This window comes from Leptospira weilii, assembly GCF_006874765.1.
Lineage (GTDB): Bacteria > Spirochaetota > Leptospiria > Leptospirales > Leptospiraceae > Leptospira > Leptospira weilii.
The window spans coordinates 2,248,776-2,270,000 of record NZ_CP040840.1; the positions used below are offsets into that span (position 1 = coordinate 2,248,776).

The 21,225-nt window shown below is 41.4% G+C and carries 19 protein-coding genes and 2 tRNA genes; 12 read left to right on the forward strand and 9 right to left on the reverse strand.

Translation table 11 applies throughout. The features are described 5' to 3' along the window. Positions 1-22: 22 nt before the first annotated feature. The 4 genes from FHG67_RS10735 to FHG67_RS10750 all read right to left on the reverse strand — a co-directional run bounded on the left by FHG67_RS10735 (position 23) and on the right by FHG67_RS10750 (position 3,784). Positions 23-1,105: an Ig domain-containing protein gene (locus FHG67_RS10735; protein WP_039931911.1), complete on the reverse strand. Its 1,083-nt coding sequence runs from the start codon at positions 1,103-1,105 to the stop codon at positions 23-25. After that, positions 1,087-2,295, reverse strand: a complete 1,209-nt coding sequence (locus FHG67_RS10740) for an LIC_11904 family protein (RefSeq protein WP_039931932.1) — start codon at positions 2,293-2,295, stop codon at positions 1,087-1,089. The genes FHG67_RS10735 and FHG67_RS10740 overlap by 19 nt, the downstream gene beginning before the upstream one ends. 680 nt (positions 2,296-2,975) lie before the next feature. Beyond that, a tRNA-Leu gene (locus tag FHG67_RS10745) sits at positions 2,976-3,058 on the reverse strand. A 51-nt stretch (positions 3,059-3,109) separates the two neighbouring features. Next, positions 3,110-3,784 (reverse strand): CDP-alcohol phosphatidyltransferase family protein, encoded by a 675-nt coding sequence (locus tag FHG67_RS10750; protein WP_002620521.1) that lies wholly within the window; start codon positions 3,782-3,784, stop codon positions 3,110-3,112. A 146-nt stretch (positions 3,785-3,930) separates the two neighbouring features. Between FHG67_RS10750 and FHG67_RS10755 the strand changes: the two genes are divergently transcribed. The 4 genes from FHG67_RS10755 (at position 3,931) to FHG67_RS10775 (ending at position 7,629) form a co-directional block, all read left to right on the forward strand. After that, positions 3,931-4,004: transfer RNA gene (locus tag FHG67_RS10755), tRNA-Asp, on the forward strand. A gap of 885 nt (positions 4,005-4,889) precedes the next feature. Further along, complete coding sequence (locus tag FHG67_RS10760) at positions 4,890-6,134, forward strand: LIC_11904 family protein (RefSeq protein ID WP_004497833.1); 1,245 nt, start codon at positions 4,890-4,892, stop codon at positions 6,132-6,134. Further along, entirely contained in the window at positions 6,131-6,973 is an 843-nt protein-coding gene (locus FHG67_RS10765) for an Ig-like domain-containing domain (RefSeq protein WP_004502859.1), read from the forward strand. Before FHG67_RS10760 ends, FHG67_RS10765 begins: the two co-directional genes overlap by 4 nt. A gap of 347 nt (positions 6,974-7,320) precedes the next feature. Next, positions 7,321-7,629, forward strand: a complete 309-nt coding sequence (locus FHG67_RS10775; protein WP_002620517.1) for an LIC_10421 family protein — start codon at positions 7,321-7,323, stop codon at positions 7,627-7,629. Positions 7,630-7,762: 133 nt separating this feature from the next. On the opposite strand, the gene FHG67_RS10780 is transcribed toward FHG67_RS10775, so the two are convergent. The 5 genes from FHG67_RS10780 to pdhA form a co-directional block, all read right to left on the reverse strand. Beyond that, positions 7,763-8,809: a leucine-rich repeat domain-containing protein gene (locus FHG67_RS10780; RefSeq protein ID WP_020782069.1), complete on the reverse strand. Its 1,047-nt coding sequence runs from the start codon at positions 8,807-8,809 to the stop codon at positions 7,763-7,765. A 164-nt stretch (positions 8,810-8,973) separates the two neighbouring features. Then, a complete protein-coding gene (gene fliG, locus FHG67_RS10785) occupies positions 8,974-9,984 on the reverse strand; it encodes a flagellar motor switch protein FliG (protein WP_002620518.1) in 1,011 nt (336 codons plus the stop codon). Between the two features lie 13 nt (positions 9,985-9,997). Then, positions 9,998-11,425: a dihydrolipoamide acetyltransferase family protein gene (locus FHG67_RS10790; RefSeq protein WP_142499782.1), complete on the reverse strand. Its 1,428-nt coding sequence runs from the start codon at positions 11,423-11,425 to the stop codon at positions 9,998-10,000. Positions 11,426-11,446: 21 nt separating this feature from the next. Next, positions 11,447-12,421, reverse strand: coding sequence for a pyruvate dehydrogenase complex E1 component subunit beta (locus FHG67_RS10795; RefSeq protein ID WP_061231081.1), 975 nt, complete (start codon positions 12,419-12,421; stop codon positions 11,447-11,449). Continuing rightward, positions 12,421-13,404: a pyruvate dehydrogenase (acetyl-transferring) E1 component subunit alpha gene (pdhA, locus tag FHG67_RS10800; protein WP_036058634.1), complete on the reverse strand. Its 984-nt coding sequence runs from the start codon at positions 13,402-13,404 to the stop codon at positions 12,421-12,423. The genes FHG67_RS10795 and pdhA overlap by 1 nt, the downstream gene beginning before the upstream one ends. 277 nt (positions 13,405-13,681) lie before the next feature. Here pdhA and FHG67_RS10805 point away from each other — a divergent pair, with 277 nt between their 5' ends. The 8 genes from FHG67_RS10805 (at position 13,682) to FHG67_RS10840 (ending at position 20,969) form a co-directional block, all read left to right on the forward strand. Beyond that, complete coding sequence (locus FHG67_RS10805) at positions 13,682-13,921, forward strand: addiction module protein (protein WP_004497784.1); 240 nt, start codon at positions 13,682-13,684, stop codon at positions 13,919-13,921. Further along, complete coding sequence (locus FHG67_RS10810) at positions 13,908-14,216, forward strand: type II toxin-antitoxin system RelE/ParE family toxin (RefSeq protein WP_004500477.1); 309 nt, start codon at positions 13,908-13,910, stop codon at positions 14,214-14,216. The genes FHG67_RS10805 and FHG67_RS10810 overlap by 14 nt, the downstream gene beginning before the upstream one ends. Positions 14,217-14,227: 11 nt before the next feature. Continuing rightward, the gene (locus FHG67_RS10815; RefSeq protein ID WP_004500404.1) at positions 14,228-14,905 is read left to right on the forward strand and encodes a response regulator; all 678 of its coding nucleotides are present in this window, start codon (positions 14,228-14,230) and stop codon (positions 14,903-14,905) included. A 4-nt stretch (positions 14,906-14,909) separates the two neighbouring features. After that, the gene (gene creC / locus FHG67_RS10820) at positions 14,910-16,337 is read left to right on the forward strand and encodes a two-component system sensor histidine kinase CreC (RefSeq protein ID WP_004500419.1); all 1,428 of its coding nucleotides are present in this window, start codon (positions 14,910-14,912) and stop codon (positions 16,335-16,337) included. A 364-nt stretch (positions 16,338-16,701) separates the two neighbouring features. Next, on the forward strand, positions 16,702-16,938 hold the full coding sequence (locus FHG67_RS10825; protein WP_004501380.1) for a hypothetical protein: 237 nt from the start codon (positions 16,702-16,704) through the stop codon (positions 16,936-16,938). A gap of 125 nt (positions 16,939-17,063) precedes the next feature. Further along, positions 17,064-18,413 carry a cell envelope integrity protein CreD gene (gene creD / locus FHG67_RS10830; RefSeq protein ID WP_004501383.1) on the forward strand — a complete coding sequence of 450 codons (1,350 nt, stop codon included), beginning with the start codon at positions 17,064-17,066 and terminating at the stop codon, positions 18,411-18,413. Positions 18,414-18,855: 442 nt separating this feature from the next. Further along, entirely contained in the window at positions 18,856-19,488 is a 633-nt protein-coding gene (locus FHG67_RS10835; protein ID WP_004500387.1) for a hypothetical protein, read from the forward strand. Between the two features lie 116 nt (positions 19,489-19,604). Next, a complete protein-coding gene (locus FHG67_RS10840; RefSeq protein WP_004500438.1) occupies positions 19,605-20,969 on the forward strand; it encodes an ankyrin repeat domain-containing protein in 1,365 nt (454 codons plus the stop codon). Positions 20,970-21,225 lie beyond the last annotated feature (256 nt).

A 21,225-nucleotide genomic window follows, 5' to 3' on the forward strand; every position in this document is an offset into this window, starting at 1 on the left:
AGATATTTCATTGATTTCTATTTTATCCGCAAATCCCAGCAAAGAAACAAGCCGCAATCTCATCAATGGAATTGATTACGACCGGAAAAACTTGTGTATTTCCGGTCGCGTCGATAATTATCACGGTGAACGGATACAAACCTAAGAAGTTCGCGGTAGCGGGTCCGGTCAATAGACCGGAAGTCGATAAATTCACTCCAGGCGGATACGCATTCGGATCTCCGGCAATATACCATTGATAAGGCGGAAATCCTCCCGAGGCGGTGAATTGTATGGAATAAGGGTTTAACCAATTGACTTGGCATTCCGGTTGGCATGTCGAAGTTGTTGGATCCATTGGAATACCATCTTGCTGAACTGAATACACGAGCGTTATAGCGATTTCTTTACCATCGATATCTAAACCTTTTACGCTTAACGTTCTTCCTACGCCCACGGCTCGGTTCGATTGACCCGGAATTACAAGTCTATCGTTGAAAAGATCGGCTCGATTGATTTGAAATCGATTCCCGATGCTGGAACCGATCGGACCGGAAAATGTAAAGGAATCCGATTGAGTGGATTTATCAAATTGAATCTGAATCGGAGAGCTTTGGTAAATTCTCGCAGCATTGGAAGGACTGAGAGCTTTTAGGATTGGAGGTAGAGGAATAAAATTGTTATCACCGATATATTCGCCGACTCGGGCATTTTGAACAGTTGTACCACCTGCGCCTGCGCAAGTTTCCACCTTTACACAATCCAAAGAACCGTTAGGCAGCTCGATCGTTTTTCCGCAAAACTTCTTACTGTTATCATTTTCCCAATGAGATGAAAATGAGCCTCCATAACCGATTTCGTCTGGCTTACAATACCCAAATGAATAACCGTATTCACACCCTACGCATGCCGGGCTTCTTCCTCCTGGCGCAATTTGATTCACAAATGCACACACTGGAGGTTTAACTCCCCAATCTGCGGGCCAAAACGTACATGCTCCAATCATAATGTCTTTTAATTGTTCTTTGCTAATTTTACAGTTATAATAGCTGTAACCTAAACCGAGCATTGCGACGATTAACAATAGTTTCGGAAAATAGCTCTTTTTCACAAATTTCCCTTCCAAGATTGAACGATTTCTTTTATGCCAGGTTGATCGAAAATACTTTTGTTCGGATCATACCCGCCCGAGTTAACTAAATTCTTAAATGCGTTTTCAATGGAATCGGATTGAACCGGTAAGATCCATTGAAAGTCATCGCTTGGATTATTTACGGAGTCTTTCAGAATTTCTAAAGCGGATCGATTTGAAACGTAAAGGTATTCGTTCCTTTTAGAGATTAAGATCTTATGGGGATTGATTATCTTTTTATAGGGTCTTATCTCGGGGAGAAATTCGTAGACATCGGTGATTCTTAAATCTCCGTTGAATGAGTAAACCGCGTCTTCGGAAGGGCAAGTTGCGTAAATGCTACCGCTCGAATTGACTGCGATCCCTAAAAGCTGAGGAGCGTTGTATCTGATTCCTTTTTGTGTAACAAAAGAAAAGTCTTCTAGGGAATTTGTAAAATTGAATCGTCCGTTCCCTTCGGAAAATAAAGTTAATTTGGTTCCTTTATTTTCTAAGACACCTAAAAAACCGTTGTTATAGGCTAAGGAAAACACTTCTATCGGCTGCGGATTTATATTCAAAGAGGTTAAAGAATTATCGATTATATTAAATTTTTTTAATTGTTTTTGGTGATCCAATAAAATCACTTCTCCGTTATCTGGTTTAAACTCAAAAATTGAATAAGCGCCTATGTTTGTTTTGATACAGTTTGGAGCGAAGCTAATGTTACCCGTCGCAGTGAATGTGTAACACAGATCTAAAAAGTTATCGGAGGAAATGAAGAGAATTCTTCCGTTGGGAAAAACATAAATTTGCTTATAGTTTTCGATACGGTCGTCATGAAAATATCGAATACTTTGATTTGAATTGGAATAAATAATGTTTCCTTTTGGCGAATCCAGGATGAAAAGATTTACATCGGTCTGCAAAAGACTCGTATCACGAATGGAGTCGTCTAAATGAACCACGGAAAAATCCTGAATTCTCCGTAATTCGGGGAAATTTAAGTTTCGAGTGTAAAGAAAACCTATGTTTTCGAAAATTTCCGGATTGAGTTGAAATTTTGAAACTAAGTGGGAGTTCTGGAGATTTGTTACAGTCCCTCCGGAACGATTTATTGGAGAGTCATTTTGAGAAAAAAGGCTCATTAGTTGAAGCGAAATGGCCGAGGCGCTTCGGTCCCCTTTTTGATTCTTGCAATGAATGATTGTTGATAAAAAGACAACTAATGTGAATTTTTTTAACAAATTTGCCATATAGACAACATAAAGAATTTCGATTATGTTTCCTGTCAAATAGTAAAATATAAAATGAAAAATAGTTTGTTATATTTTGTTTAAAATTAAGTTAGTTTTACTTTAAAATAATGTTTTAATTTACAAATTATTGTCAATTTATGAAATTATGTTTGTTAAATAAAGACTTTATCTGTCTCAGTTTATCGAAATGGCAAGGCCTTAAGCTTTTTCGAAGTAGAAAGAATTAGAACAAAATAAGATAATTCGAGAGGAAGTGAATGGATTTAAAATTTAGCTCCACGGCGTCTCGCTTTTGCCTCGGAACATAGTGTTCCTCGGAAGCGTTTCTCGCTTCTTATGGAAGCTCAAAACGCTTTACAAAAAGCTCGCTTCGAGTCCGGTCTTCTTGTAATTGATAATTGATTTTAAAAATAGGAGAGAATTTTGCTCGAGAGGGGACTCGCCGTTACGCAGTCTCGCATCCGTGCTCGACTTGGCTCCACGGCGTCTCGCTTTTGCCTCGGAACATAGTGTTCCTCGGAAGCGTTTCTCGCTTCTTACGGAAGCTCAAAACGCTTTACAAAAAGCTCGCTTCGAGTCCGGTCTTCTTGTAATTGATAATTGATTTTAAAAATAGGAGAGAATTTTGCTCGAGAGGGGACTCGAACCCCTACACCTAAACGGCACAAGCACCTCAAGCTTGCGTGTCTACCAATTCCACCACCCGAGCGGTTGCAATGACAGAATGAGAAAATAGCCTTGGGAGTCAAGGAACTTACGATCAAACCAATTCGTATTTCTTTCGAGTCTTTTTATCCGCAGGATCGATTTGGATTTTTTCCGGATGAAATACGATGTCCCAGTAACGTTTGGAATAAGCGAAGATTCCCGCACAAAGAATCATAACGAGGATGTAACCGGAGATTTCTGGGTGTTTCAGAATACTTTCTCCTGGAATTCGAAATTTGATGAGAGGGATACACATATACCAGAAAACTGTAATCGCTACGAGCCCAACTCCGAATTTTCCCCACCAATTTGGTTTTCCCTGAATTCCCCGTTTGAGGTAAAGAAAGCTTCCCAACCAGATTCCTAAAATTTCGCGGATGATGTAAGCAATTAGAATCCAAAGCGGAAAACGAAAGTAATGAACGATGACTGAAAGTCCTCCGATTGTCACGATCTTGTCGCAGATAGGATCTAAGTATCTACCAAGAACGGATTCTTGATGGAAAAGCCTTGCAAGAAATCCGTCGAGATAATCGGTAAGTACTGCTAAAAGGCATGTAAGTATGGCGTAAAGTAGGAATTCGGTTTTTTCCGGCGAAGCCATATATGTTTTTGTGAAAGTGATGAAAAAGGGTAAAAGAAAAACTCTACTGATCGAAAGTAAATTGGAAATGGTGAAGATCCTGTCTTCTAAAAGTTCCTGAGGTTTTTTTTCCTGAACGATCATCTTTACTTTCGTTCCAATATTTTTATGGAGAGAATTCTGTATTCCAGTAAATGAAAGGATGAATTTCAGGAATAGAATTTTTCGAATTAATTTAAATGAAATCGATTGACCGGAGACGTTCTTTTGAAAAAGTATCAGGAGAAGAAGGAGCTGTAGCTCAGCTGGTTAGAGTGCCTGCTTGTCACGCAGGATGTCGCGGGTTCGAGTCCCGTCAGCTCCGAGATTCTTCCATCTTTCCAAATTAATCTTCAGCACGATAAAGATTCGGACTCGAAGCTTTCGAGTGAGAGAGTTTTTGTTTTCGTAAAAAGCAAAAAACACGAAGCGAGTCCATGATAGGTTTCGACCCATAGGAAGAAAAACCTGCTGAGTTTCTGGAGCCACGAGAAAGACGCCGTGGAGCTTAATTGAACATGGATGTTAAATTGCGTAGCGGGGGGCCCGTCAGCTCTCCGGAATCTTTTATCTCTCCAAACTAACGTGAGTTCGGTATAACAAAATACGAAAGCGATTATTATGTTACGACTGTAGGCAGCGAGATTTGAGTTTAGGAAAGCTTGGCGCCTGAGTTCAGGGGAGTCGTTGCACTTTAGTCTCTTATTCGCCCAAACTTTCAACCGCCGAACTCACATTAAACTAATGGACAATTGCATCAGCTAATACGTGTTTGCTGTTCTGTCTAACACGTCTCACTAGGCCCGCATAAATTCACGTTTACGTTCCGGAAGTTTATATAGTCTCATTGTTATTTGCCGACTTTCGTATCCCGGAAAGATCGGTTTGCGGAAATGAAAGTTTCCGATACTTTCGCGTTATAGGAAACCATAAGATTTTGTCTCTGAATTTTGGTTATTACTGATCCCTATAAAATAGAATACCGCTCATTTGAGCACAAATTCAGCGTTAGGCGCAGAATTTTGGCACTCTATTGTGTAGAGATGAGTAGAATATCCTGAGCTTTGACAAAAATTGTCTTTGAATGTGCAGTTTATATTAGAATATTGAGTGATTCTAAATGTGACATATATAATAATATAATATAAAAATAATAAAAATAATAAAAATTGTATTGAATAAAAATGGAATATATCTTAAGTAGTCCGCCATGATAATTCGAAAATCGATATGTTTGTTTTTAATCGGGTTTTTGTCACAGTGCAATGGGATTTTAGATAATAAAAATAGAAACGTTATCAATAATTTGGCGCTATTTTTACGTTCAGATTCATTTGAGTATTCTCCGGAAGGAAACCCGGTCGTAACTTTTGAAACAAAAGTAGTAGAAACGAATTTCCTCTACCAACTGAATCCGGAGTTGGTCGCGCGAGTGGGAGCTTTTTTTACGACCGATGCATCTGATCCGCCGCGCGCGACGACGTTTTCTCATGTCGCAGGAATTACTTTAGCTCCAAGTCTTCGACCTGCGAATTTTCAGTCCGTGGACTTTACTATCTTCATGTTAGATTCGATCGGAGGGAATCTTTACTTTTCCGTCGGCGCTAACAGGCTTTACTATAAATCAAACACGGATTTTATCGGCGCAAAACGAATTTCTCTGGAAGAGAACGGACGAATCGCTTTGCTCAAATCCGAAGCCGTCAATCTTTGTTGGTCTTTTGACGGGCAGACTTCCCAACGTATAAACGGATGCCAAAATACTATTTCTATACCCGGCGCTCAAGAATTGGTTTCGTTCGGCCCTTCCGCCTTTCTTGTTTACGGACCGAGCATTGGTTTTCGTCGTTTAGGAATCGATGGGGCGGCAACGACGGTTTCAAGTCCGGTTCCGATTGCCGGATTGCGGAGTGTATGGGCGGATCCAACCCTCATTCTCGTAGTCGATCAGGATGGCAAAAGGATAGTTGGTTGGGATCCAAGAGATCAGTCCATAATTTTCAAATGGACCGATCAAAAACTCGTTACGGATACTGCCACTTTGGAACTGACTTTTACCGCTGTGACCCCATTGCCCGGCGGTATGGGTTTGGCGGTGCTTCCGGAAAATTCAGATACGTTATTGTTCGTGAATCGTAGTTTCGAATTGATAGGAGGTTTGACGTCTCCGGGCGGCGCTTATCCTCTCAGGCGTATCAATCCGATACAAGGATTGTCCGTGAATTTATTGGGAGGGACAATGGGGGTTTGGTCTTCTCGCGGAGTGAACGTTTCCGCAATCGATCGGAACGCAAATTATGATTTCACGTATTTGTTACCCGATAGTCTCACTACGTTACCTCAAGTGCTCAATGACCCAACCGTGAGTGGTGCGTTGCAAGCTGATCCGAGGACGGACTTGCTGGATGTACCCGCGGTACGGAATGCGCTTACGAACTTAAGGAGTCAGTTATGAAGTTGAGAAAAAATATATTCGTACTTTCGATATTTATAATGATCAATTTGGGTATAGGTTGTAAGGAAGCAATGGTAAGTATGGAGCAGGCAAACCTCATTTGTAATGGATGGGCATATTTAGCAGGGAACGTAAACAATGCCCCGCCTGCTCGGTGGCCCATAGGGGTAGCCGTTGCCGGTTTTTGCCTGGGGGAGCAACCGATTCCATTTCCGGGAGCAACCTTTTGCACGGCTGTAATGTGTAGAAATACCTCTGATAATTGTCATTGTAGTGTTATAGTTGGAAATCCTTACCGTGGACCCGACCCTATTCCTCGTCCTGGAAATCCGAATGGACCTCCTTACCTCAGTGGCAGTGGGGATATGTTTTTTGGAGATTCGGTGACGGAATCCGATCCTTCGGCTGGTAATCCACAATTAGGTCCGAAAGTTGTAATTACACAGCCTAATATAAATGCGGTTTGGCTGGCGCCTTTGTCTCAATCTCTCGTGCTTCAGTTTGATCATCGTATCGATCCGAGCACGTTGAGTTTATCCGGTAGTCTTGTGGACAATCAAACTCCCAAAGTTCAAGTCGGTAGTACTTTGGTTACGGATGATACGATCTCTTTAACACCTTCTCCTAATTGGTTTGCTGGAAATCGTAATCTTCAAGTGAATGTTAAGGATCTTGCCGGAAATTTAGGAACTTCGAGTATGGGACTCAATGTGGGCGCCGTAGAATGTAGTCAACCATGGGAACCCTGTAATTGCCATTGCGATTTTATGGGATTTCCGGTTGCTTGTTTTCCAGGACAACCGCCTACGTGTGATCAGTGTAGAAAACCTGGGTGTTAGTCGATTCGGCTATACATACCGAATCAAAAAAACGACGGCCGACCCGTCGTCCGGTTTTTCTTACCGAAAAAAGTCGTGTGGCGTTTGCTTCCGGTCGTCTCGTTAGAGACGACTACTTACGCATGCCTCGCGGGAAACTTAAGCAGAATGCTCATCTGCGAATCACATTTTATCTTAACGTTCTTTGAATACTATCTATTGGCCTTCCTTGTATAGGCGAAAGCGGGTTGAACTTACGTATATGATTCATCTACGAAATGGAAAACTTTGTTTGTTTTTGAATGGACTATAAGGCTTTTTTCGCGGAAAATATACGAGGTTATACGAACATACTTGGAGAAAAAATCATGAAGAAGATGATAATTTTAACACTTTTCCTATTCGGATTTTCCAATGGAATCTTTGCAATTTCGGAAATAGAAGAGTTGTTAATCAAAGAGGCAACGAATCCGGAATTAAAAAAGATCGCAAAAGAATACCTGATTAAGAAAGCGAAGGACCATAAGGATCTTGCGGAAAGATATAAAAGCCTATCCAATCTGAGTAAAGGTGGAAAAGCGCTTTCTTCCATTGAAGAACATAAAAAATACAAAAAATTAGCGGAGCATTGCGAAAAAGAAGCGAGTATTTACGAACGTGAAGCTAATAATCTTTAGGGCCTGTCCCAAAACATCGATAGAATTCTTGAATATACGAAACTTTTAAAATACTCGGGAAACGAGAGTGTAACGGAACTTTAAATTCGGCGGAGTTCGCGCTTGCGTTTTATAGCTTTTAGATTTTTCTTTTTTAAAATATGATTTCGCATTTGGGAAGAAGTTTCCGAATCTTTTCTTTTTCTTTCTCAGAAAAAGAATTAAAATCCTGTAAGTATAATTCCTTTAGATTTTGAAGAGATCCGATTTCTTCGGGAATCGCGGTAAGTCGATTTTGTTCTAGATGTACAATTTTCAGACTTCTAAGATGTTCGATTCCTTTTGGGAGAGTTGTGAGTCGATTCCCTTCTAAAAACAAAGATTCGAGTTTTTCCAATCTTCCGATTCCTTCTGGAAGGGATGTGAGCTGATTGCCGGTCAATTCCAGAACTTGCAAATTCTCCAATTGTAGAATTTCTTCCGGAAGAATTTTAAAACGATTGTAATTCAAATTCAAAAATTCTAATGATTTTAATTGCACGATGTCTGCGGGGAAATTTTCGAGTTTATTGTCGAGTAGATTTAAGGATTTCAAATTCTGAAGTCTTTTAAAATCCAATGATAGACGTTTGATCTTATTCTTGCCTAAGTCCAACCAGATTAAATTCGATAGCTGCGAGATTTCCTTAGGTAGACTTTTAATTTCGTTTTCAAATAAATTAAGAATTTGTAGACTCTTAAGTCCTACTATTTCTTCCGGAAGAGTTGCGAGTTGGTTTCTAAATAATTCTAAAATTTCCAAATTCTGCAGTTGTCCGATTGAGGGAGGAAGAACCGTCAATTGATTTCCGCTTAAATTCAATTCTTTTAAATTTTCAAGTTTTCCGATTTCATTCGGAAGAACTTTGAGTTTGTTTTCGTATAGGTCTAAAGTCGCCAGATTTTGGAGTTGTTCAATTTCATTCGGTATGGTTTTAAGTATGTTTTCGGCTAATATCAAAGTTTCCAAATTCCGGAGTTTCCCTATTTCTTTCGGAATCGCAGTAAGCCGATTTCCAAATAAAATCAGCTTTTCTAAATTCTGAAATGTTCCTATTTCTTCGGGAAGAGTTTCGAGTTCTTGCGAGCTTACATCTAGAATTCGAACTTCCGAGGGATTTTGAAGTGATTTTTCTAAATTGTTATGAATAGAATGGCTCATAATTTATTCCTTCTGATTCATATGACTAATCTATACGAATCAACTAAAAGCGGGTTTCGTTTAGAATCGGTTTGACGAAGCGTAACGTCTATGTTGCAAACTGGATTTCGAAGGAATATGCAACTAATTCCTCGGAAAAATAAAAATCCGATTCTCTCAAATGTTTAAATATATTCTTCCCCGTCCTTTTTAAGGAAGATGGTTCCTTCTTCTTCCAATTCTCGAACGAGGTTTAAGATGACGTTTCTCGCATCGCTGATTTCCCGTAAGGTGAGTTTGCCTCTGATTTCCATCATGTCCAAAATTTCCGCGGCCCGGTTTCGGGACATGGCATTCAAGAAATGATTTCTGAGTTCGTCTCCGGCTCCGCGCAGAGCCATGCTGAGACAATCGTCGTTGCCGATACGGTTGATTACAATTCTCATTTCCTTCTGGTCCAAAGCGAGAACGTCTTCAAAGGTGTATAACTTCTCTTTGACCTGTTTTGCGAGTTCCGGAGAATTCGCTTCCAGTTCTTTGAGAATATTCTCTTCTTGGGATTTGTCCATATGGCCCAGAATATTCGCAAGGGCTTCCGCGCCGCCCGCTTCGCTGTATTCGGAACGATCTCTTTGTTCGTATTTTTTCTTTAAAACGCGTGCGATTTCTTTGATCGCATCGGGATGGGTTTTCGTCGTATTCGCAAGACGATAAGCGACACTTGCTTGCAGTTCTCCGGGAAAGAATTTCAAAATGTCCGCGGCCTTTTTGGGGCTCATGAACGCAAGTGTGACGGCGACGGTTTGCGGAGATTCGTGTTGAAGCAGGCTTGCGAGAACGCCGGGTTCGGCTTCGCTTAAGAATGAAAAATCGTCTTCTATGTCTTTTCGGGAAAGTTTACCTAGAATATTCTCCGCTTTTTCTTTTCCTAAGGATTGTTGCAGAATTTCTCGGGCGGCATCCATACCGCCTTTGATTTCTCCGTCACCGGGAAGCACCGAATTCTTAAACTCTAAGAGAACTTCTTCTTTTTCCTTTTTGGAAACGGTTTTAATCTGTGCCATTTCCAAGATGATCTCTTCGATCATGGAATCGTCGAGTTTCGATAAAACTTTGGCGGCGTCTTCTTTATTTAAAGAGAGAAGGAGCAGGGCCGATTTTCTGATTTTTTCTTTTCGAGCCGATTCTTTTTCCACAAAAATGAAATCCTTAGCCTGTAAGTAGGCGAAGGGGATGTTCCATAAGATCTCGGAATAAGGAAAGAAATCTAGCTCCTGTCGCTCCGTCTATGACCCTGTGATCACAAGAAAGCGTAACGTTCAAGATTTTTCCTGGAACGATGCTTCCGGCCTTGAGTACCGGTTTTGCAACAAGAGCGCCTACCGCAAGAATTGCCGCTTCGGGTTCGTTGATGACCGCGGTAAAAGAAGAGACTCCAAACATTCCGAGATTGGAGACGGTAAAGGTGCCGTCTGTGTATTCCCCCGGTTTGAGTTTTCTGTCTCTTGCCCGGGAAGCAAGTTCTTTTATCTCCCGACTGATTTCGAGAACGGATTTCTCTTCCGCGTTTCGAACATAGGGAGTAATGAGACCTCCTTCGATCGAAACTGCGACTCCGATATCGATTCTTCCGTGCTCAAGGATATGATCCTCTCTCCAGGAAGAATTAACTTCGGGAACTTGCAACAAAGTATAAGAACACGCTTTGAGAATCAGATCGTTTACGCTGACTTTTCCCTGGCCGCTGAGTCCGAGGTCTCTATTGATGGAGTTTCTGAGGTCGTCGGTCGGACCCGCGTCCAATTCCGTCGTAAGATAAAAATGAGGGATGGTTGACGTGGAGTGCGCAAGACGGGAAGCGATCGTCTTTCTCATTCCTGTAAGTTCCAACTTACGGTCTTGTCGCTTAACAAAAGAATTTCTGTCACCTCCAACCGACTGATAGGAGAGAATGTCTCGCTTGATGATCCTTCCTCCCGGACCGGAGCCGATCACTTCGCCAAGATTGATTCCTTTTTGAAGAGCGAGATTTTTTGCCAAAGGAGAGGCTTTGATCGGACGACCGCCGCGCATAGATCGAAGGGAGGAATGTTTTGGTTCTTCCGGGCCGAATGCAGAGGATCCTTTTAATCCGGAGGATTTCTCTTCGGTTGCCGATAAATCGTTGTTTCTGACATTCTGCGGAAGCGCGTCGCTCGTTCTCGTTTCAAGGTTGTTTATGCCTGACGTTGCACTTTGTACTTGCGCGAAAGAAGAAGGGTTTTCTCCTTTCGAAGAAGAAGTTTGCCGTGTTGCGGAAGATGACGGCGTGTTTGGTGTTTGGTTTGGAGCGGACGGGCTTTCTTTTTTTGCGGGAACGGATTTCTTTGCGGTTTCGACTAATGCGGAAACGTCTTCTCCCGATTTACCGATAATCGCAACGGGAGCGCCGACGGGAAGTAGGGATCCTTCGGGTGCGAGAATTTCCAACAAGATCCCGGTTTCAAAGGCCTCCATTTCCATGATGGCCTTGTCCGTTTCCACTTCGGCGATGATCTCTCCCGGAGAAACGGAATCTCCTTTTTGCTTGAGCCAGCGGACGATTTTGCCTTCCGACATCGTAGGACTGAGTTGAGTCATCTCTGCAATTTTAGCCATTTTGAATCTTCCTCGCTCTTTTTATTCGAGCATCTCCCGAACTTTCGCAATGATTTTTTCTTCGCTCGGAAGAGAGGCTCTTTCCAAATTCGCGGCATACGGCATCGGAACGTCTGCTTGAGTGATTCTCTCCACGGGCGCGTCCAGATCGTCGAAAGAATTTTTCTGAATCAAATACGCGATTTGGGAACCGAAGCCCGCCACTTCCCAACCTTCTTCCACGATCAAAGCTCGGTTCGTTTTTCGGATCGAAGCGTAAATCGCTTCTTCATCCAAAGGCCGGATGGAACGAAGATCCAAAACTTCCACCGAAATTCCTTCCTGAGCGAGCCGTTCGGCGGCGGGTAGAACATACATCAAGGCTCTTGACCAGCTAACAATTGTTATATCGGAACCCTCCCGTTTGAGATCGGCCTTTCCGAAAGGGATTGAATATTCCTGATCGGGAACTTCCCCTCTGGTTCCGTACAACACTTCGCTTTCGATAAAGATCGTGGGGTTGTTATCCCGGATCGCCGTTTTTAAAAGACCACAAGCGTCCGCAGGAGTATAAGGAGCGATCACTTTCAAACCCGGAATGTGCGCATACCAACTTTCAAACGACTGAGAATGTTGCGCGGCCAGTCTTCCACCAGCGCCACCGGCGCCTCGGAATACGATCGGAATCGGAAATTGACCCGCGCTCATATAATTCATCTTGGCGGCGGAGTTGATGATCTGATCGATCGCGACGAGAGAAAAATTCCAAGTCATAAATTCGATGATGGGACGCAGACCCACCATCGCAGCGCCGATTCCCACACCCGCGAATCCGTTTTCGGAAATAGGAGTATCGATGACTCTTTTTTCGCCGTACTTCGCAAGCATTCCCTGAGAAACCTTATAGGCCCCATCGTAATGACCGACTTCTTCTCCCATGAGAAAGATGTTCGGGTCCCGATCCATTTCTTCGCACATCGCTCTGTTGAGAGCTTCTCTATACGTGAGAATTGCCATCACACATCCTCCGCATAAACGTTCTTATATAGCCAACCTAACGGAGGTTCTTCGCTTTGGTCTGCGAAGCGGATCGATTCTTCCACTTGAGTTTGTATATCTATATCTAGTTTTTCTAATTCTTCTTCTTTCCATTCGGAATCAAGAAGATCGTCCTTTGCCTTTAGAAGAGGATCGCTTTTTTTATAACGATCCAATTCTTCCTTGGTTCTATATTTTGCTGGATCGGACATGGAGTGGCCCCGAAAACGATACGTGGAAATTTCCATGAGAGTAGGACCTTCTCCTCTGCGCGCTCGTTCTACCGCGACGCTCACGTGATCTCGAACCTTACGAACTTCGTCTCCCTCGATGTGATCTCTTGCGATATCGTAAGCTCCTGCGCGAACGGAAACGTCCTTAACCGATAACGCGCGATATTCGGGAGTTCCCATCGCGTAGTGATTGTTTTCGCAGATCATGACGAGAGGAAGTTTCCAGATTGCGGCGAGATTCATTCCTTCGTGAAAGGAACCGATGTTGGCCGCGCCTTCTCCGAAAAAACAAACTGTAACCGAATCTTCGTTTTTGAATTTGGATGCGTAAGCGATTCCCGCCGCCAGGGAGATATGACCTCCCACGATTCCGTGTCCGCCCATAAATCTTTTGTTCTTATCGAAGAAGTGCATCGAACCTCCGTAACCTTTGGAGATTCCGGTCTTCTTCCCGAAGAGTTCCGCCATGAGCGCCTTCGGATCGAGTCCTCTTGCAAGCGCGTGACCGTGATCCCTGTAAGTGGAAACGATATAATCTTGTTCTTTGAGGGCTGCGATCGATCCGACGCCGACCGCTTCTTGACCGATATAGAGATGGCAGAATCCGCCGATTTTTCCGGTGCTGTAGGATTTAGCGGCGCCTTCTTCAAAACGACGGATGAGAAGCATTTGTTTGTAGAGTTCGAACAGGTCCTGGGTTTCTTTTTTGGTTTTGGGATGGTTGTTCATAAAATTAGATCTTGAAAACAATCGCAAAGTATCTTTCCAGAAGCGACTTATGCAAACGGATTTCGATAGGATTTTAAAAAAATTCGCAGAATCCAAACGAACGAAAATCTTCTTTTCTTAAAAGGAAGGATCCGATTTTCTTTTTATCATGCACTTTATACGTACGATTTTACTCACTGGGAATTCAAGATAGGATTCCTCGTGTAAAATAAATAGGGATATGCGAGTTGAAAAGGATGGACAACTGCATATTTTTAGTGTTCTATAGTTTTTGTTTATGCAAAAGACAGTGGAAAATGTTTTAGCCGATGCGCGCGAACTCTCCGTGGATGATCGAGAGATACTCATTCACGAACTGTTGGCGGAGTTGGATTCCGCTTCCCAGGCGGAAATAGACCGTCTGCAGATGGAACTTATCAATCGTCGTCATCGAGATATAATCGAAGGAAGTGTAAAAGGAATTTTGTCGAAGGAATCGGACGCCCGAATTCGGGCAAGGTTGAATGAAACAAAGTGAGCTTCATGCGGAGGTTGAAGAAGACATCATTCACGCTATTGAATTTTACAATAGTTGCAGATCCGGGCTCGGGGAAATTTTTTTCACTCAGTATTTACGAACAAGATCTTTTATAGAGCGGTTTCCGGACGGCACACCCCGCTATCGGTACAATCAGGACGTTCGAAAAATACCAATCGGCGACTTTCCTTACTCAATCTACTATTTGAATCTCGATGACAAGGTTTTGATTCTTGCAATTATCCATGATAGTCGGCGCCCCGGATTCTGGTTTTCGCGTCTTCAAACAATGTGAGACCGTCGACCATGCACTTTATACGTACGATTTTACTCATCGAAGACGAACCGGGAATTCAAGAAACGATTCGGATCGTTTTAGAATCGGAAGGTTTTAGAATGTTATCGGCTCAGACCGGCGCGGAATGTCTTTCTTTGTTGAAAGAATCTCCGAATCTATTGGTGTTAGACGTCGGCTTACCGGATCAGAACGGTTTTGAGATTTTAAAGGAGGTCAGAAAAAAATCTTCGATTCCGGTCATTTTACTCACTGCGAGAGAATCGGAACTTGACCGGGTTCTTGGTTTGGAATTAGGCGCGGACGATTATATGGTAAAACCGTTTAGTCCTAGGGAGTTGGTCGCTAGAATCAAAGCGGTTCTGAGGAGATACGACGGAAACTCCGAAAAGAAGCAAACAGAGTTTTTGGCGGACGAGGATCGTAAGGTCATTTATTATTATGGTAAATCTTTAACTTTGACTCCTTACGAATACAAAACACTTCTTTTATTTTTAAAACGACCCGGAAAAATTTTCACTCGGGAGGAAATTATGGACAGTGTTTGGACGGAACCGGAAGAGAGTTTTGATCGAGCCGTGGACACTGTAATCAAAAATATACGATCCAGGTTAAAGGAAATTCGACCGGATGCGGATCCGATAGAAACTAGACGAGCCCAAGGTTACGGATTGAAGGAAACATTATGAGTCTTTGGATAAGGATCGTAATCGGTTTTTTTTTGCCTTTTTTGCGGGTTATTATTACTTCGTAGATAAAATCGAAGATTCGATTCGACCGCGTTATATGGAAACCGTGGAGGAATCTCTAAACGATACGGCGTATCTTTTAGCCTCCTTATTGGAAAGCGAACTATTTCAAAGAAACGTTTCCTTGGAAAAAACAAGTGAGCGTGTGTTTTCACCTATATTCAGAATCTCTAAAGAAAAAAAATTAAATTCTAAAATTTTCGAAATCACCAAGAAAAAGGTGGATTTGCAATTGTATGTGGTTGACGAGCGCGGGATCGTAATCTACGATTCGGAAGGAATTAGAAAAGGACTCGATTATTCCAAAAAGAACGACGTATATCTCACCTTACAAGGAAAATACGGAGCGAGATCCAGTCCCTTGACGGTTTCCGAATCCGATAAAGGATTGTTTATCGCGGCTCCGGTCCGACGAAACGGAAAAATCATCGGCGCGGTTACTGTAATCAAACCCAAAAAAAGTCTGGTTCCTTTTATCGAATCGACACGAAAGAAATTTTGGAATTTGAGTTTGTATGTGGCTCTTTCTATAATTGTTTTGTTTATTAGTATTTTATATTTTTTGTTTTCGCCGATTCGAAAATTGTCCGAATATGTTTCGGCTCTAAGATTTCGAAAACGAGTCCCTTTCCCGAAAATCAGCGTGCCTGAGATACGAGGGTTGGGAGAAGAAATGGACCGATTGTTTCGGGAACTTGCCGGTAAAGAGTATGTGGAAAATTACGTACAATCTATGACTCATGAAATTAAAAGCCCGCTTTCCTCTTTACTTGCTTCTTGCGAACTGATTATCGAAAATCCGGGTCGTTTGGAATCTTTAATTTCTAATATTCAAATAGAAGGAAAAAGGATTCAAACGATTTTAGAGAAACTTTTAGAGCTTAGCTCATTGGAAAATCAATCTCAGTTGGAAAAAACTCCGAATCTCAACTTACAGGATGTTGTTCGAGAGGCGATCGCTTCCTCTGTTTCCGAAGCCGTTCGAAAAAATATACATTTCAAAGAAATAACCGAAACCGTATGGATAGAAGGAAACGGATTCTTTTTAGGAATGGCTCTTCGGAATTTGGTTCAGAACGCGTTGGATTTTTCAAATTCAGGATCTGAAATTACGATTCGATGTGGAAAAGAGGCGGGGCTTCCTTTTTTGGAAGTGGAAGATTCCGGTCCCGGAATTCCATCGTATGCTTTGGAAAAAATTTTTGAAAAATTCTATTCTTTGCCTCGTCCGGATACAGGCCGTAAAAGTTCCGGATTAGGATTAGCCTTTGTAAAAGAAATTGCGAAACTACACGACGCGGACTTGGAAGTAAAAAACGGAACTTCAACGGGTGTAGTTGCTAGGATTTGTTTCAAAACAATTTTTCAATAGGAAAACAAATTTTAACTAACGTAAGTTCGACGGTTGAGAACTGGGCGAATCCGGCTTGCCTATGGCAAGTCGGACCGGGCTCTCAGCTCTGGTCAATAAATTGTATAAAAGAAACGTAATATGATATTTTGTCTTTAGTTTCAATTTATTAACCCCGCATCGATCCCTTTCGCATTATACCTCATTCACGTTAACTATGATTTTGCGGCAAATTCTTTGTCCAAATATCGGATTTCTCTTAAAATTCAAGCCGTTTTATCATAAAGATCGGTAAGTATAAATTTTAAAATCCTCACACAGTCCTCACAATTCGCACATAAGTTTCTCATACGATCGGTGCATACTTTCGAACGAGGAGAAATAGATGTTTCCAATTCGATCGTCCGTAAATCTTAAAATTCTGATTCTAACAATCGCCTTGTCCGGGTTGTTCATCTCGATAGAAGCGACAAATTTCTATTATACGAATTATACGGGAGACTTATCGCGAGGTATCAAAAGACGTATCATCAAAGTCAACTCGAAGACGAAAAAAGAAACCAGAGAGTTTTTAGATGGTCTCAGAAAAAAGGTTTCTTACGAAGAAGACGGATGCACCTAACGGTTTTGAAATGAAAAAGCAGGGAAGATATTCTTTCGGAAATCGTTTCAAAAACGAAAATCCTAAAATATTTTTTAGAAATTTATAATATGATCGCATATTTTTCAACAAGGAGTAAGTAGAGTATGTTTAATATTCAATCGTCGATAGGTCTTAGAATTCTGATTTTGGCGGCAATGCTGGCCGTGTTTTTAATTCCGATTAATTTGGTTAGTTCGTTGATTTTTGAAAGGCAATCAAGAGCCGGGGAGGCAGTGGAGGAAATAGGTTCCAAATGGGGAGGCAAACAAAAAGTATCCGGACCTTTTTTAGTGATTCCCTATCAAAAACTCGAAGAAAGAGAAGAAGAAAATAAAGACGGCAAGAAAGTTATAGTTAAAGTAACAGTATACGAAGAAATGTATTTTCTTCCGGAAAAATTGGACTTGGAGGCGCGCTTAAACGCGGAAAAAAGAAAGAGAGGAATTTACGAGGCGGTATTATATAATGGAAATTTAATGTTTCAGGGAATTTTTAGGAGACCGACCGTTTCTGATTTTCCGTGGAATACGGAGAATATTTTTTGGGGAGATGCAAAGGTGGTTGTCGCCATCAGTGATTCAAAAGGAATCGGAAGCGATATTGAATTGATCTTAGCCGAGAAGGAAAAAACGTTTCAACCCGGCGCATCTTTAAGAAATTTTCAATCCGGTGTACATTTAAAAACGAATCTTTTAGAATTGAAATCCCCGCTAACGTTTCAAATCAAAATTCCAATCCAAGGTTCCGACTCTATGCATTTGGTTCCCGTAGGTAAAGAAAGTAAGATCCGAATTTCTTCGAATTGGAAGGATCCTTCCTTTGAGGGGAACTTTTTACCAAAGGAAAGAAATATTTCGGAAAACGGATTTCAAGCGACTTGGGAGTCTTCTTATTTTTCCAGGAATTATCCGCAAGTGATTTCTTCGGACGAAGGCGGAACTCTGGACATAATGGAATCATCCGGGTGTGGAGTTCGTTTGATCGTTCCGGTGGATCATTACTTGAAGTTGGAAAGGTCCATCAAATATTCGATTTTGTTTATTGCCGCCAGTTTTGCCCTTTTCTTTTTATTGGAAATTCTTGGAGGAAAGATCCTTCATCCGCTCCAGTATTTAATGATCGGGTTTGCAATGATTGTGTTTTACGTTTTAAATTTGTCTCTATCGGAACATTTGGGTTTTGTGATTTCTTATACGGTCGCGTCTCTTGCGGTTTCAAGTCTTATCTTTTATTATGCGACTTCCGTTTTACAGAGTAAAAAGAGAGGATTGATTGCAGGCGTATATTATCTGGGGTTGTATTCTTTTTTATATGTAGTCTTATCTTCGGAAGACTACGCCTTATTATTAGGTTCCGTCGCGGTGTTTGTATTTTTAGCGCTTCTGATGCATCTAACTCGAAAGATCAATTGGTATTCTTTCGGATTCAAAAAGGGAGAGGCCGAATCGTCCTAAAAAAGGGATTGGAAACTATCTCAAAAAGTTCTCAGAAGGATTGGAATTCGCGTTTTAAGATAAAGTATTGTTGAGATAGCTTCTAGAAATTTAGATTCGATTTTGAAATATAGAAAAGCAAGATCGATTTTGCTCATAGCCCAACTCGAAAGAGTAGGGCTTTTTTATTGGATTCGAATTTCTAAAGTTTTAAAAGTTCCCAAAGAGAGATAAAAGAATCGGATTGGAAAGTTTTTGATAATTTTTAATCCGACTTCCCCCGAGTGATTGAGGAAACGGAGGTGCAAAATAAAAAGAATAAAGGGCATGATTCGTAAAACACAATATAACGGTGATTTCCGAACTATTTGAAGCAATTCGAGCCAAGGGTATCAACGATAGGACAGCACTGTATCTGGCATTCCTTTTTTAAGATCGCTTATACTGTTTGCAGGTAAATTAAATGAGCAAAGAATATATATACTCTTTCAAAAGTAAATTTGGCGAGATCTTTTATGAACTCTACGATTTTGATCTAAAAACAGCCGTTGCAAGAGTCCCATCTGGCGGACGGTTACTTACAAATGCGGAGCTGGATTTTTTATTGCGCGACGACCCTTCTCAAGAAATCTACAAATTCGTTGGCTTCAAAGCCCGCACAAATTTATTAATTGCATTTGAAGAACATAATAAGCCTTTCGAAGAGACATTGAATGCCAGACAATTCCTTTCAAGTATTCCACAACCTATCCTGACAAAATGTATAGTTCCAAAGGAATTTGTTGGAAAGAAAAATATGGGACTGGTCTTCGAAATGCCTGATTCAAGTCTGGATTGGAAAACAGGGGAACTCAGAGGCAAGGTTGTTCACGCTTTCCCTGTCCCTTTTGAGACTGGCGAATATTATGAATGTGACAAAAAATTTATTCTGCCGACGACAGGCGAAAAAGAATCAGATCAAAATCCAAATGCGCGGCAAATTTTTTTTAGTAATAGTGCATTTATTGGATCTGTCGAATACGGTTTCGGTGGCCATACCTTTCAATTTTCTGGCCTAGGTAGCATAACAGGAGCTGCATGGCTTATGCCCATTTAAGGCATGCGAAGTAAGTTTCACCCATGTTAATCTGAATGCATAAATATATCATAATATAGATTAATTTCCCACGTACTCAAGTAAATTCATATCGAATTGGAGAATTTCATAAAATCATGGATCCATCCGAACTATTTGAAGCAATCCGTGCAAAAAACGTAGAAACCGTAAAAAAACTTTTAGACGAAGGTTGCGATCCCTCCGCTGTCGAAAAAGACGGAATTAATGCACTCGCTCTTGCCGCTTATGTGAAACAACCGGAAATGGTAGAGTATCTTCTTAAAAAAGGAGCGAATGTCAACGATAGGACCAAAGGCGGACGCACTGCTCTTCATCAGGCAGTTTGGCAGTATGACAAAAGGTCTGTGGAACTTCTCTTGGAAGCGGGAGCGGATATTCACGCGTTGGACAATGAAAATCGGACTCCCCTTTGGCTTGCAGATCGATGGGAATCGTTTTCCATTTTGATCGAACGTGGGGCCCTGATAGACGGTATCGATCAGAATGGAGCCACACTACTTAATAAGATGGCTTTGGCGACGTCTCCTTTTCAACAGGACGATGGGATCCAAATATTAAACAAACTTGTAGAACTTGGTCTCGAAGTTTCTAATGAAAAACCGGATGAATATGGGGAAACTCTTTTGATGAAAACGATCGATTATGCCCCTATAAATCAAAATCAGAAAACGAATCAAATCGCTCGCTGGTTATTGGAACAGGGAATGAATCCTTTGTATGTGAGTAAAGCGGGTAAAACCGCTCTGCATTACGCTTGTAAGAAAGGGGATTTAGAACTGGTAAAAACCTTACTTTCTCTTGGAGCTGATGTAAATGCGCAAATTACGGAAGATGGAGGCGGTTTTGAGGAAGGTATGACTCCTCTTGACAGTGTGACTCAATACGGGTCGGAGCGTAAATCGATCCTTGCGGAACTTAAAAAAGCGGGAGCGGGCAAGAGCGTACCCAAAGCCGCAATGGATTTGGAAATCGAAGGCAACGTGGTTCGGCTGCAAGGAAAAGATCGTAAAGAGATATTGGAGGAGATGTTACAAATTACAAAAAACTTAAAAGCAAATGTATTCTCTCATCCGGACTATGACGATCCGGATCATGATCTAGATTGGGAATTCCGGGGAGAAGAAATCGATGAACTGGATTTCTTTTCAAAATGTGCGGACGATCCGAAATTACGCCCTCTTGTTGTTCGTTATGTATCACAGATTTTGAATGCAAACGAGAAAGAAGGAGAACCGATTTACGTGCACGATGAGCTGGAAGCGGGAGGTTATGCAATGCAGGCGTTAGTCGCCACTGGAGAGAAAGCATATCTTGAACTTCTTAACAAATATATTCATTCGATTGATATTGATCATACGGTTCATCTTCATGAGCTGATGGATGTGGCACGCAAAGCCTATTCTAAAACTCAGTTGGCTCCGATTGAGAAATCTTTAAACAAGTTGGGATTGGCTCGTTAGAGTTTGAAAATTTTTTTAAAATTTGTTTTCGAAATTTTCTATTTTGTTATTAAGGGAAATTTCTATCAAATCCAAAGAGAAAGATCTTATCCATCTCCTATATAATAGAGTGTTCAAAATTTTGTGTCTAAACACGAATTTGTGCTCAAATTAACGGTATTCTATTTTATAGGGATTCATCAGTAAGGATTGAATTTTTGCAAGAATCACGTATAAAAAGCGATTTTTTACTTCCCGCAAAAAGAAGGGTTCATTT